General features: G+C 73.2%; 11 protein-coding genes. 3 read left to right on the forward strand and 8 right to left on the reverse strand.

What is annotated here, in order from left to right; genetic code table 11:
• Position 1: 1 nt before the first annotated feature.
• The 3 genes from ACIPAE_RS06215 to ACIPAE_RS06225 form a co-directional block, all read right to left on the reverse strand.
• Positions 2-649 carry a phosphonatase-like hydrolase gene (locus ACIPAE_RS06215; RefSeq protein WP_402443331.1) on the reverse strand — a complete coding sequence of 216 codons (648 nt, stop codon included), beginning with the start codon at positions 647-649 and terminating at the stop codon, positions 2-4.
• Between the two features lie 68 nt (positions 650-717).
• Positions 718-1,836, reverse strand: a complete 1,119-nt coding sequence (locus tag ACIPAE_RS06220; protein ID WP_329369130.1) for a TIGR03364 family FAD-dependent oxidoreductase — start codon at positions 1,834-1,836, stop codon at positions 718-720.
• A gap of 150 nt (positions 1,837-1,986) precedes the next feature.
• Complete coding sequence (locus ACIPAE_RS06225) at positions 1,987-2,736, reverse strand: GntR family transcriptional regulator (RefSeq protein ID WP_329369128.1); 750 nt, start codon at positions 2,734-2,736, stop codon at positions 1,987-1,989.
• Between the two features lie 169 nt (positions 2,737-2,905).
• Here ACIPAE_RS06225 and ACIPAE_RS06230 point away from each other — a divergent pair, with 169 nt between their 5' ends.
• Positions 2,906-3,985 (forward strand): Gfo/Idh/MocA family oxidoreductase, encoded by a 1,080-nt coding sequence (locus ACIPAE_RS06230; RefSeq protein WP_402443199.1) that lies wholly within the window; start codon positions 2,906-2,908, stop codon positions 3,983-3,985.
• A gap of 38 nt (positions 3,986-4,023) precedes the next feature.
• On the opposite strand, the gene ACIPAE_RS06235 is transcribed toward ACIPAE_RS06230, so the two are convergent.
• Both ACIPAE_RS06235 and ACIPAE_RS06240 read right to left on the reverse strand, forming a co-directional pair.
• Complete coding sequence (locus ACIPAE_RS06235) at positions 4,024-4,878, reverse strand: fumarylacetoacetate hydrolase family protein (protein ID WP_329369124.1); 855 nt, start codon at positions 4,876-4,878, stop codon at positions 4,024-4,026.
• A gap of 307 nt (positions 4,879-5,185) precedes the next feature.
• A complete protein-coding gene (locus ACIPAE_RS06240; RefSeq protein WP_402443201.1) occupies positions 5,186-6,607 on the reverse strand; it encodes a DUF445 domain-containing protein in 1,422 nt (473 codons plus the stop codon).
• Between the two features lie 133 nt (positions 6,608-6,740).
• On the opposite strand from ACIPAE_RS06240, the gene ACIPAE_RS06245 reads away from it, so the two are divergent.
• On the forward strand, positions 6,741-7,871 hold the full coding sequence (locus tag ACIPAE_RS06245; protein ID WP_402443203.1) for an aminotransferase class V-fold PLP-dependent enzyme: 1,131 nt from the start codon (positions 6,741-6,743) through the stop codon (positions 7,869-7,871).
• A gap of 112 nt (positions 7,872-7,983) precedes the next feature.
• On the opposite strand, the gene ACIPAE_RS06250 is transcribed toward ACIPAE_RS06245, so the two are convergent.
• The 3 genes from ACIPAE_RS06250 to ACIPAE_RS06260 form a co-directional block, all read right to left on the reverse strand.
• Positions 7,984-9,078, reverse strand: a complete 1,095-nt coding sequence (locus ACIPAE_RS06250) for an ATP-binding cassette domain-containing protein (protein ID WP_402443205.1) — start codon at positions 9,076-9,078, stop codon at positions 7,984-7,986.
• Positions 9,079-9,088: 10 nt separating this feature from the next.
• Positions 9,089-9,853 (reverse strand): ABC transporter permease, encoded by a 765-nt coding sequence (locus tag ACIPAE_RS06255; RefSeq protein ID WP_329374271.1) that lies wholly within the window; start codon positions 9,851-9,853, stop codon positions 9,089-9,091.
• A gap of 184 nt (positions 9,854-10,037) precedes the next feature.
• Positions 10,038-10,841 carry an ABC-2 family transporter protein gene (locus tag ACIPAE_RS06260; protein WP_366414285.1) on the reverse strand — a complete coding sequence of 268 codons (804 nt, stop codon included), beginning with the start codon at positions 10,839-10,841 and terminating at the stop codon, positions 10,038-10,040.
• Between the two features lie 284 nt (positions 10,842-11,125).
• Here ACIPAE_RS06260 and ACIPAE_RS06265 point away from each other — a divergent pair, with 284 nt between their 5' ends.
• Positions 11,126-13,516, forward strand: coding sequence for a transglycosylase domain-containing protein (locus ACIPAE_RS06265; protein WP_366414284.1), 2,391 nt, complete (start codon positions 11,126-11,128; stop codon positions 13,514-13,516).
• Positions 13,517-13,518 lie beyond the last annotated feature (2 nt).

Below are 13,518 nucleotides of genomic sequence, written 5' to 3' on the forward strand. Positions count from 1 at the left end.
GTCACGACCCCCCGAGCAGCGCCGGGAGTTCGGCGACCGACCCGAGCACGTGGGTGGCGCCCGCCGCCCGCAGCCGGGGCTCGTCGTGCGCGCCGCTGGTGACCCCGGCCACGACCGCCGCGCCGGCCCGTACGCCGCTGAGCATGTCGTACGCCGTGTCACCGGCCACCGCGACGTGCCGCACGGACTCGGTGCCGGTGCGCAGCAGCGCGGTGAGCACCATGTCCGGGTGCGGGCGGCCGCGGCCGGCGTCGGCCGGGCACAGGGTGAGGTCGGCGATGTCCTGCCAGCCCAGGGCGTCGAGGATGGCGTCCTGGGTGGTGCGGGCGAACCCGGTGGTCAGGACGACCTTGCGGCCCTGCGCGCGCAGTTCGCGGATCGCCTCCTCGGCGCCGGGCAGCGGCTTGCACTGCCCGCCGTCGACCAGCTCGGCGTAGGCGCGTTCGAAGGCGGAGTTGCCGCGCTGGGCGGTCTCCTCCGTGCTGAACAGGGCGCGGAAGACGGTGATCTTCGACTCGCCCATGGTGGCGCGGACGTAGTCGAGCTTCTCGGCGTGGTCGGCGCTGCCGGGCTCGACGCCCAGCTCCTGCGCGGCCCGGGAGAAGGCCGACTCCACCAGCCCGCCGTCGGCGACGGTGGTGCCGGCCATGTCGAGCACGACCAGCGTGGGCGCGGGGGAAGGGGACGGGGTCGAGGTGGGGGTGGAGGTCACGGTGTTCACCAGCCGATTCGGTTCGCAGTGGTCTCGCCGATCGCGGGCGAGCAGGTCATGCCGCGTCCGCCGGGCCCGGTGACCAGCCACACCCCGTCGAGCACCTGCTCGCGGTGGACGACCTCGGCGGTGTCGACGGTCTGCGCGTACACCCCGGCCCAGCGGCGCCGGATGGGCGGCAGCGGGCGGCCGAGCAGGGCGGCGGCCCGCTCGCGCAGGTGCTCGTAGGGGTCCTCGGTCACGTCGAAGGCGAACGCCTCGTCGTACTCGTGGGTGTCGCCGATGGTCAGGCCGCCGTCGAGCCGCTGGACCATCAGCAGCTGCATCCGGTGCTCGGCCGCGACCGGCGGCTGCGGCTCGCCGGAGCGCAGCGCCTCCAGGGCGGCGCCGGCGTAGGCGGGGTAGTAGCGGAAGCTGTCGCCGTCGGCGACCGACGTGGTGAGCGCCTCGCCCAGCGGCGCGGTCTGCGCCATCTGCAGCCGGACCCGGCGCACCGGCAGCTCCGGGGCCAGTTCCCTGACCAGGCCGCCCAGCCAGGCGCCGGTCGCCAGCACCACGCTGTCCGAGCGGTACACCGTGCCGTGGTCGTCCCGGACCGAGCCCGTCGCCACGTCGCGGACCTCCCGGCCGGGTACGAACGTGTAGCGGCCGGTCGCGGCCAGGTGGGCGCGCAGCGCGGGCAGCGTGGTGCGCGGCTCGACCGCGGCGTCCTTCTCGCACAGCAGCGCGCCGAGGAAGTCGCCGCCCAGCGCCGGGTTGTACGCGCGGACCTCGGCCGGCGACAGCCACTTGTAGCCGCGCTCGGCGGCGTCGGGCCGGCCCAGCACGTCCTCGGCGACCGCCTGCTCGGCGGGCGTGCGCACCACCGTCAGCGAGCCGTTCGCCCGGAAGCCGGCGCCCGGCACCTTCGCGCCGATCTCCTCCCACAGCTCCCGGGCGCGCAGCGCCGTCTCCAGCTCCGCGCCGACCGCTCTGCCCCCGACCCACACCAGGCCGAAGTTGCGGACGGAGGCGCCGCGCGCCTCGCGCTCCCGCTCCAGGTGGACGACCTCGTGGCCGCGTTCGATTGCATGCCAGGCGTGCATGGTGCCCAGCACCCCGGCTCCTACGACAGTGACTCTCACGACCCCGACGTTCGCGACCGCAGATGTCCGCGACACAACGGGATACGGTCGCCCCGGTGAACAAGGCTCCAAACTTGGCCTAGACCCGTTACCGTTCCGTGATATCAGGAGGGCGGCCGCACCGTTTCAGGGGCGCCCCCTGACGTCTCCCTAGTCCAGGTGGACGGTGAAGCTGAACCGATCCCCCCGATACAGGGACCGCACCCGCTCCAGGGGCACCCCGGACGCGTCCTTGCTCGACCGGTGCAGCAGCAGCATCGGCAAAGCCGGCGGCGTGCCGATGAGCAACGCCTCCCGCGGCGTCGCCAGCACCGTCTCGATCCGCTCGTCCACCACCGTCGGCGCCAGCCCCATCCGCTCGCTCAGGAACGCGTAGAAGGAGGTGTCGGGCGCGAAGTCCCGTGCGAGATGGGGAAGTCGCGCGACGGACAGGTACGTGCTCTCCAGTCCGACCCGCTCCTCGTCCGCGAGCAGCACCCGCTCCATGTGCCAGACCGGGTCCCCCGTCCCGATCCGCAGCTCGGCGGCGAGCGTGGGGTCGGCCTCCAGCTGTTCCAGGCCGATCAGATTGCGCCCGGGGACGCGGCCCTGCCGCCGTACGCCCTCGGTGTAGCTCGCCGTGGACAGCGGCTGGACCAGCTTGGGCCCGGCCACCACGGTGCCGCGGCCCTTGCGGCGGACCCGGCCCTGGATGAGCAGTTCGCGCAGCGCCTGCCGTACGGTCTCCCGCGCCACCGCGAAGTCCGCCGCCAACTCCCGCTCGGTCGGCAGCAGCCCGCCTTCCCCGAGGTCGTCGAGCATGCCCTCCAGCCGGGTCTTCACCGCGAAGTACTTCGGCACCCGGCCGTGCTCCGGGATGCCCGCGCGGATCGGGGCCCGGGAATCAGCCGCATCACTCATCCCACGATCCTCCCAGATCCGTCGGCCACGCCCGGCCGGCCCCCGGGCCCGTCCCCGGCATACCGCCTGCGTACGGGCGTACGGGCGTACGGGTGCCCACCCGGGCCGGGTGCCCGCCCCGCCGCGGCCGGCCGGAGGGCCGCGCCGGGGGTCGTGCGAGAGTGACGGCATGAGCACTCCCCCACCGCTGCGGGTCGGCCTGGTCGGATACGGTCCGGCCGGCTCGTTCTTCCACGCCCCGCTGATCGCCGCGACCCCCGGCCTCGTCCTGGACACGATCGTCACGAGCAGCCCGGAACGCCGGGCGCAGGCCGCCGCCGAACACCCGGGCGTACGCTTCGCCGACCGTGCCGAGGAGTTGTGGGCGCGGGCCGGGGAACTCGACCTGGTGGTGCTCGCCTCCCCCAACCGCACCCATGTGCCGCTGGCCACCGAGGCGTTGGAGGCCGGGCTGCCGGTGGTCGTGGACAAGCCGCTGGCCGCCACCGCCGCCGAGGCCCGTACCCTCGCCGCGCTCGCCGAGGCCCGCGGCCTGCTGCTCGGCGTCTTCCAGAACCGCCGCTGGGACGGCGACTTCCGCACGGTGCGCGATCTGATCGAGCGCGGCGCGCTCGGCGAGGTGCGCCGCTTCGAGTCCCGGTTCGAACGGTGGCGCCCCCAGCTCAAGGGCGGCTGGCGGGAGTCGGGCGACCCGGCGGACATCGGAGGTCTGCTCTACGATCTCGGCGCGCATCTCGTCGACCAGGCGCTCGCGCTCTTCGGCCCGGCCGCGCTGGTCTACGCCGAGACCGCCGCGGTACGCCCGGGTGCGAGCGCCGACGACGACGCCTTCATCGCGCTCACCCACGCCTCCGGGGTGCGCTCCCACCTGTGGATGAGCGCCGTCACGCCGCTGCTCGGGCCGCGCTTCCGCGTGCTCGGCAGCACCGCGGGGTATGTCGTGCACGGGCTGGACCCGCAGGAGGCGGCCCTCCGCGCCGGCCGCCGCCCGGGCGACGGCACCCCGTGGGGCGAGGCACCGCCCGCCGACCGGGGCACCGCCGGCACGGAGGGCTCGGCCGGTTCGGACGGCACCACGGCCCCGGTGCCCACCCTCCCGGGCGACTACCCCGCGTACTACGCGGCCGTGGCGGCCGCGCTCCGCACCGGTGCGGCCGCCCCGGTGACGGCACACGACGCCGCCGCGACCCTGGACGTCATCGAAGCGGCCCACCGCTCCGCGGCCACCGGGGAGACCGTACGGCTCTGACCCGCCGGGGTGGTCCCTTCCGGGCCACCCCGGAGGGGTCAGGCGCCCTTGAACTCCTGGCGCTGGCGGCCGAGTCCGTCGATGCTGAGCTCGACCACGTCACCGGGCCTGAGGTACGGCTTGGGCTCGGGCTGCCCGAGCGCCACGCCCGCGGGGGTACCGGTGTTGATCACGTCACCCGGGTACAGGGTCATGAACTGGCTGAGGTAGCGCACCACTTCGGCCACCGGGAAGATCTGGCTCGCGGTCGAGCCGTCCTGCTTCAACTCGCCGTTCACCCACAGCTTCAGCGGCAGCGCCTGCGGGTCCGGCACCTCGTCCGCGGTGACCAGCCAGGGGCCGAGCGGGTTGAACGTCTCGCAGTTCTTGCCCTTGTCCCACTGCCCGCCGCGCTCGATCTGGAAGGCCCGCTCGGACACGTCGTGCGCCACCGCGTACCCGGCGACGGCCGCCATCGCCTCCTCGTGCGAGGCGGCGTACCGCAGTTCGCGCCCGATGACGACCGCCAACTCCACCTCCCAGTCGGTCTTCTCGCTGCCCCGCGGCACCAGCACGGTGTCGTCGGGGCCGACCACGGTGTCCGGTGCCTTCATGAACACCACGGGCTCGGCGGGCGGTTGGGCGCCGGTCTCCTCGGCGTGGTCGTGGTAGTTCAGCCCGATGCAGACGATCTTGCCGATGCCGGCCAGCGGCGGGCCGACCCGTTCCGCGGGGTCCAGCGCGGGCAGCGTGCCCTCGGCCTCCGCCGCGGCGATCCGCGCGAGCGCGGCCGGGTCCGCGAGCAGCGCCCCGTCGATCTCGGAGACGATCCCGCTGAGGTCCCGCGGGACGCCTTCGCGGTCCAGCAGGGCCGGGCGTTCCGCCCCGACGGGTCCGACACGCAACAGCTTCACAGGTGCACTCCATACGTGGTTCAGGGTCCACCGACCCCCTGGGGGGCGCCTCCGGCGGGGGACGGGCCACCCTGCCCTCACCAGGTCATCGGATGTCTCCCCCGATCCTCCCTGCGAACCGCCCGACCCGTCAACGTCCCCCCGAAGCCGCCTTCGGCCGGGCGCCGTTGAGGTCGGCCCCCTTTCCGCGGAAGGAGCCGCAGTCACTCAGGGGCGCGGGGAACTCCCCCGGAGGGGGTACCCCCAGCGAGAACCCCGCGCCGGCAGGTGGTCCCTGGACCGACAGCACCAGGCACCCCAGGGGGGTTCAGCCACCCGCCACGCGGGAGATCGCGTAGATGAGCAGCCCGGCCATCGCGCCCACCACCGTCCCGTTGATCCGGATGAACTGGAGGTCACGCCCGACGTGGGCCTCGATCTTGCGGGAGGTCTGCTCCGCGTCCCACCCCGCGACGGTCTCACTGATGAGCGAGGTGATCTCGTCGCGATAGGTCGTCACGAGATAGGTCGCCGCGTCCTCCAGCCACCCGTCGACCTTGGCCTGGAGCCGCGCGTCGCTGCTCAACCGCGCACCGAGCGCCAGCAGGGACGTCCGCGCGCGCCGCCGCAACTCGCTGTGCTCGTCGTCCGCCGCGGCCACCACCATCGCCCGCACCGCACCCCACGCACTGGCGATGAGGTCCTGCACCTCGCTGCGCGCCAGCAGATCCCTCTTCAGCCGCTCCACCCGCGCCCGGGTGTCCGGGTCGGACTGCAACTCGCCCGCGAAATCCCCGAGGAACCGGTCCACCGCACCACGCGCCGGGTGCCCCGGCGAGTCCCGCATCTCGGTGACGAACCTCAGCAACTCCTTGTAGACGCGCTCGCCGATCCTGCGGTCCACGAACCGCGGCGTCCAGCCGGGCGCCCCGCCCTGCACCGCCACCATCACGGAGTCGCCGTGCTCCACCAGCCAGTCGTGGGCGCGTACGCACACCAGGTCCACCAGCCGCTTGTGGCCGCCGTCGGCGACCACCCGCTCCAGCAGCTTGCCGAGCCCCGGCCCGATCTCGTGGGCCTCGGCCCGCCGGGTGATCGCCTCACCGACGACCGCCTGCACGTCGGAGTCGCGCAGCACCCGCAGGGCGCCGCGCAGCGCGGCCGCCGCCTGATCGGTCACCTTGTCCGCGTTGGCCGGCTCGGACAGCCACCCGCCCAGCCGCGACCCGATGCCGACCGCGCGCAGCCGGGTCCGTACGACGTCGGAGGAGAGGAAGTTCTCGCCCACGAAGTCGCCGAGGCTCGCACCCAGCGCGTCCTTCTTCGTCGGGATGATCGCGGTGTGCGGGATCGGCAGGCCCAGCGGGCGGCGGAAGAGCGCGGTGACCGCGAACCAGTCGGCGAGCGCACCCACCATGCCCGCCTCGGCCGCCGCCGCCACATAACCGGCCCAGCCGCCCGCGCCCTGTGATCCGGCCCACTTCGCCAGGCCGTACACCACGGTCGCGACCAGCAGGAAGCCGGTCGCGATCAGCTTCATCCGGCGTACGCCGGCCCGCCGCGCCTCGTCCGGGTCGGCACCCGGCGCACCCGGCCCACCCGGCGCACCCGGCCCACCCGGCGCACCCGGAGCGCCCGGACCACCCAGCCCGGGCCCCGTATCCGCGCGCGACCGCGCCGCCGCGCCCGCGCCCTCCGCGTCGCCCGCGTCGTCCGCGCTGCCCGCGCCGTCCACTCGCCCCGTGTCCATCGGCTCCACCCGGGTATTCTCACCGCCACTGCCAGTCTGGGAACGTACGACAGGTTCCCGGCGCCTCCCGCGGGCCCCCGCGCCCGTGCGAAGACCCCCAGAACCGTTCCGCAGACCCCAGGAGAACACCCCGATGACACCGCAGCGCACCGGCGGAGGGCTGCCCGGATACGCCGAGCACTTCGAGGAGCCCGCGGGCTATCTCGACTTCGCACGCTACGGCCCCCCGTCCCGCCAGGTGCTCGCCGCCACCTCCGACGCGCTGAACCGGTCCGCCCGCGCCGACCGGCACACCGTGAACGACCTCATGCTGGCGGAGCAACGGGCCAGGGAAGCCGCCGCGCGGCTGGCCGGCACCGACCCGGCGCACACGGTCCTCCTGCCGAACGCCTCCACCGGCATGTTCCACGCCGCGTTCGGCCTGCCCGGCGGCGCCGTGCTGGTGCCCGCCGGCGACTTCCCGGCCAACCACTACCCCTGGCGCCGGTCGGCCGGGCTCGGCCGGGCCGTGCCGCACTGGCTGGCCGCCGCCCCGGACGGGCGGGTCACCCCGGACGCGGTACGGGTCGCGCTCTCCGACGACGTGGTCGCGCTGTCGGTCAGCGCGGTGGACTTCCGTACCGGATACCGCGCCGACCTCGCCGCCCTGCGCGAGGTGATCGGCCCCGACCGGCTGCTGATCGTGGACGCCATCCAGGGGTTCGGCGTCGCCGACCTGCCCTGGCAGGCGGCCGACGTCGTGGTCACCGGCGGGCAGAAGTGGCTGCGCGCGAGCTGGTCCACCGGGTTCGCGACCCTCTCCGACCGCGCCCTGGAACGCCTCGAACCCACCCTCACCGGGTGGACCGGCGTCCAGGACGCCGCCCTCTTCGACGACCGCGGGCACCCGCCCGCCGACGGCGCCCAGCGCTGGAGCGTCACCAACCTCAGCCCGGTCGCCGCCGCGGGCCTCGAAGCCGCCCTGAACCTCGTGGAGAAGGTCGGCGTGCCCGCGATCGAGGCCCACGTCTCCGCGCGGCTCGACGAACTGATCGAGGTGGTACGCCGCTGCGGCGGCCACCTGCTCTCCCCCGAGGCGCCCGCCGAACGCGGCGGCATCCTCTCCTTCCGCATGCCCCGCACCCCCGCCGCCGACGTCGCCGCCGCCCTCCACGCCCACGGGGTCACGCCCACCGTCCGCCCCGACTCCGTCCGGCTGTCGGCCCACGGTTCCACCACCCCCGCGGCCGCCGACCACGTCCACGCGGCGCTGACGACCCTCTAGGGTGGCGCGTTCCGTCGGGACGGAGGGTCACCTGCCAAGGGACGCGAGGACGTGCGCGCACCCCCCACCGGCAGGTGGTCCCTCACCCGACAGCACCTGGCACCCCGGGGGGTCAGGCGCGCCCGTACATCCGCGCGATGACGTCCTCGATGTCCGGCTCGCGGATGGACAGGTCCACCAGGGGATGCCGAGTCGCCAGTTCGGCGACGAGCGGTGCCGCGCTCGCCCCCGCGGGAAACGCGAAGGACTGCCTCGGCCCGTCGGCGGACACCAGCCGCGCCCCCGCCAACTCCACCGGAGGAAGCTCGCGGGCGAAGTCCGCGACCAGCGTCCGCTCGCTCTCCCCCACCGCGTGCAGCCCCCCGAGCCCGCCGTCGTACATCACCTTGCCGTGGTCGATCACCATCACCCGGCGGCACAGGCTCTCGATGTCCGTGAGGTCGTGCGTGGTGAGCAGGATCGTGGTGCCGCGCTCGGCGTTGAAGTCGCGCAGGAAGTCCCGCACCCGGCTCTTGCTGACCACGTCGAGACCGATGGTCGGCTCGTCGAGGTAGAGCACCTCGGGGTCGTGCAGCAGCGCCGCCGCGATGTCCCCGCGCATCCGCTGCCCGAGCGAGAGCTGCCGTACCGGCGCGTCCAGCAGCGGCCCGAGGTCGAGGAGTTCCACGCAGGCACCCAGGTTGCGGGCGTAGGCGGCGGCCGGAATCCGGTACATCCGCCGGACCAGCTCGTAGGAGTCGCGCAGCGGCAGGTCCCACCACAGCGTGGTGCGCTGCCCGAAGACCACGCCGATCCGCCGGGCCAGCCGGGTCCGGTCCCGGGCCGGGTCGATCCCGTCGACCCGGACCCGCCCCGCGCTGGGGTTGAGGATGCCGGTGAGCATCTTGATCGTGGTGGACTTGCCCGCGCCGTTCGGCCCGATGTAGCCGACGATCTCGCCGCGCGGCACGCTGAAGGTGATCCCGTCGACCGCCCGCACCTGGTGCCGCTCGCGCCGCAGCAGCCCGGCCTTGCGGCGTACGTCGAAGACCTTCTCCACCCCGTCCAGCTCGATGATCGGATCGGCGACAGCCGACCCCGCGCCAGGGCCGCCCACCGGTTCACCCCCGACCCGCGGTTCGCCCTCGACAGCCGGTTCGCCCCCGACGCGCGGGCCCTGCTCGACGGCCGGGCCCCGCTCGACCGGCCCCTCGGTGTCGCTCACCATGTCGGCTCCCTCAACTCCCTGTGCTGCGATACGTACGAAGGCCCACCCGCCAGGCCGTGGCCGCGAGCGCGCAGCAGACCACGGCGACAGCCGGGGAGGCGAAGTCCAGCCAGCCGGGCAGGCCGAGCGGATCGGGCTCGCCCAGCACGTACAGCGCGGGCAGCCAGTTGACGAAGGCGAGCGGCACCACGAAGGTGACGCCCCGCACCAGGTCCCGGGCGAAGATCCCCGGCGGGTACTGCAGCATCGTGTTGCCGCCGTAGGTCACGGAGTTCTGCACCTCCGAGGCGTCCTGCGCCCAGAACTGGAACGCCCCGCCGGCCACGTACACCGCGCTGAAGATCACCCCGCCCGACAGCAGCATCATCGGCACCATCAGCACGTTCACCACCGTCCAGTGCACGTCCACCCGCAGCAGCGCCCAGCCGAGGACCAGCACACCCTGGGTGAGCCGGCCGACCCGGCGCAGCGCGAAGCGGTCCGCGGCGACCTGCGCGATCACCGGGACCGGGCGCAGCAGCAGCGTGTCCAGGGTGCCGTCGCGCACCCGGCGGCCGAGCCGCTCCATGGAGCCCATCACCAGGTCGGCGATGCCGAAGGAGGTGCTGCACGCGCCGTAGAGGAACGCCACCTCCGGCAGCGAGAAGCCGCCGAGCCGGTGGATGTGCGAGAACATCATCACGATCGTGGCGAAGTCCAGCCCGGTCGCGACGAAGTTGCCGAGCGCGGTCAGGAAGAAGGACGTGCGGTACGCCATGGTGGAGCGCACCCACATCCCCACGATCAGGCCGTACGCGCGCACCGCCTCGCGGGCCTGCCACGCCGACCGCCGAAGGCCGTACCGCCCGGAGCCGTACGGCTCCCCGCCGTGGCCGAAACCGCGGTCGAGACCACGGCCGGGACCAGGGCCGGGAGCACGGCCGCCGCCGTACCCGCCGGGCTGCCGCGGCAGCTCCGTCTCAGCCACCCTGGACCACCACCCGGCGCGCCGCGGCCGTCTGCAGCAGCCGCCCGGCGCCGAGCAGCGCCACCGCCCAGCCGGCCTGCCCGCACAGCGCCAGCACCGCCCCGGTGCCCTGGTGCCGCCCCAGCAGCACGTCCGCGGGCACCTGGAGCATCGACGCCCACGGCAGCGCCCGCGCCAGCTCGCCCAGCGCACCCGGGAAGACCGTCAGCGGCAGCAGCATCCCCGAGAAGAACAGCCCGGTCAGCATCGTGGCCTGGCTCACCCCGCTGCCGTCCAGCAGCCAGAACGCGCTCAGCCCGACCAGGAAGCGCAGCGCGAAACTCACCAGCCCGCCCAGCCCCACCGACACCGCGAACAGCAGCCAGGTCACGGGCGTGGACGGCAGCGCCACGTCGAAGACGAGCGCGCCGCACAGGACCGGCAGCACCCCGCGCCCCAGCAGCTGGAACGCCATCCGCCCCAGGTCCTGCGCCAGCCACCACCCCTGGAGGTCAGCCGGCCGGTACAGGTCCACCGCGATGTCCCCGGATCTGATCCGCTCCATCAACTCGTCCTCGCACCCGCCGCCCATCAGCGCCATCGGCGACAGCAGCGCCTGCCCCAGCCACACGTACGTCAGCGCCTGGCCCTCGCTGTAGCCGCCCAGATGCGGGCGCTGGTCCCACAGGGCCAGGTAGCTGTAGCTGATGATCAGCCCGAAGACGCAGTTGGTGAAGACACCGGCGACGGTGGCGACGCGGTACGTGGAGTAGCGGCGGAAGCCCCGCGTGACCACCGCCACGTAGAAACCGCCCATCGACTGTGAACCCCCTCACGTGGCCTGGCACACAAACCGCCGACCCTAGCGTTCGGCCGGCCAGCGCTGCCAACGGTTTTCCTGGGCCGAACGGGTGGGCGAGCTGCGCCGGACGGCCCGTCACAGCCCTGTCACGGATACCCGATGCCGGTCGGCACCGGGCGGATGATGCGACAGTGTGGGAGTCGGAGGACTACGTGGGTGTACGGGCGCGTACGTAACGGTTGGTCCATGATGTACCGCCGCAGGCCAACCCTGACGGCGGCCGAGGAGTCCTTACAGACATGAGTGACGATCCGAACCCGAGTACGGACCGGAGCAGCGACGGCCACGGAAACGGTTCGCCGTCGGGACCGCAGGGACTGCGGCAGGAAGGGTGGGCACCCCGCCAGTCCTCGTCCGGCCGCCCGCGCCGCACCGGCCTGCGCCGGCTGCTGCCGACCTGGCGGATGGTCCTGGGCGGGTCCTTCGCCCTGCTGCTGCTCCTGGTCGGCGCGTTCTTCGTCGGCTACGCCCTGGTGTCCATCCCCGACGCGAACGCCGCCGCCATAGCGCAGAACAACGTCTACCTCTACTCCGACGGCAAGACCGAGATCTCCCGCGACGGCGCCGTCAACCGGCAGAGCATCCCGCTCGACCAGGTCGCCACGACCGCCCGCTACGCCACCCTCGCCGCGGAGGACCGCAACTTCTACCACGAGTCCGCGGTCAGCCCGAAGTCCATGGTGCGCGCCGCCTGGAACACCGCCACCGGCAAGGGCAAGCAGTCCGGCTCCACCATCACCCAGCAGTACGTCAAGAACTACTACCTCACCCAGAGCCAGACCGCCTCCCGCAAGGTGAAGGAGTTCTTCATCTCGATCAAGCTCGACCGCAACGAGACGAAGGACCAGATCCTCGAGGGCTACCTCAACACCAGCTACTACGGCCGCAACGCGTACGGCATCGAGGCCGCCTCCCAGGCGTACTTCAGCGAGAACGCCGCCGACCTCACCACCGGCCAGGCCGCCTACCTCGCCACACTGCTCAACGCACCCAGCGAGTACGACCTGTCCGCGCACCCCGAGAACGCCCCCGCCGCCAAGGCCCGCTGGAACTACGTCCTGGACGGCATGGTCAAGGAGCACTGGCTCACCCCGACCCAGCGCGCCGCCGTCACCTTCCCGACGATCGGCAAACCCAAGCCCATCGCGAGCAAGGCCGGACAGCGCGGCTACATCATCGAGGCCGTCAACCAGTACCTCACCGACCACCACATCGTGGACGCCGACGCGCTCAGCCACGGCGGCTACCGCATCGTCACCACCATCCAGAAACCCAAGGAGGACGCCTTCGTCAAGGCGGCCCAGGACGACGTCTACGACAAGCTCGGCCACACCAAGCAGGACAAGTACGTCCGAGCCGGCGGCGTCTCCATCGACCCCTCCACCGGGAACGTCGTCGCGCTCTACGGCGGCATCGACTACACCAAGCAGTACGTCAGCAGCGCCACCAACCGGACCTACCAGCCCGGCTCCACCTTCAAACCGGTGATCTTCACCGCCGCGCTGCAGAACCAGTCCACCACCCAGGACGGCCGGACGATCACCCCCACCACCGTCTACAACGGCGACAGCGGCCGCCAGGTGCAGGGCCCGAACGGCCCGGTCGGCTACCACCCGAACAACGAGGACGGCGTCGACTACGGCAACATCACCGTCACCCGCGCGATGGACCAGTCGGTCAACGCCGTCTTCGCGCAGATGGCACAGGACGTCGGCACCAAGAAGGTCATCGACACCGCACACGACCTCGGCATCCCCGACGCCGTCGACATCCCGCAGACCCCGGCCATGGCATTGGGCGCCTTCGGCAGCAGCCAGGCCAACCCCAACAGCGCCAGCCCGCTGGACATGGCGCAGGCGTACGCGACCCTCGCCAACCACGGCGTGGAGATCCCGTACTCGATCGTGGCGAAGGTCACCAAGGACGGCAACGCCCTGAACCTGCCCGACCGCAAGCCGGTGCAGTCCGTGCCGCGCAGCGCCGCCGACACCACCACCGCGATGCTCAAGAGCGTGGTCGACAGCCCCACCGGCACCGCCTCGGCCGCCCGGAACTCCGGATGGCCGTCAGCCGCGAAGACCGGCACCGCCGAGAACGACAAGGCCGCCTGGTTCGCCGGATACACGCCCAAACTCGCCACCGTCGTCGCCCTGTTCGGGATGAACCCGACCAACGGCGCCCAGGAGGAGCTGACCGGCTCCATGAACACCGGCCGGATCAACGGCGGCGGCCCGCCCGGCGCCGTCTGGGCCGACTACACCGCCGCCGCCCTGAAGAACCAGCCGGTCACCGACTTCCACCTCGACCTCCAGAAAGGCAGCGAGACGGTCGCGCCGCAGAACGACCAGCCCACCACGCCGGACAGCGGCTCCACCACACCGCCCGCCACCGACACCCCGCCGCCGACCACCGGAACGACCCCGCCCGGCACACCGAGCACCCCGCCGACCACCGGAACCACGCCGCCCGGCACACCGAGCACCCCGCCGACCAGTTCCGTGCCCACCGGCCCGGTGCAGCCGCCCGGCGGCGGCCCCACCGACACGCTCGCCCCGCAGGACGGGGACGGCTCCCAGGACGGCTCGAACAGCCAGACCAGCCTGACCAGCCAGACCGGCAGACCCGCCTGACC

It is taken from the genome of Streptomyces sp. NPDC087270, assembly GCF_044744625.1.
Taxonomy (GTDB): Bacteria; Actinomycetota; Actinomycetes; order Streptomycetales; family Streptomycetaceae; genus Actinacidiphila.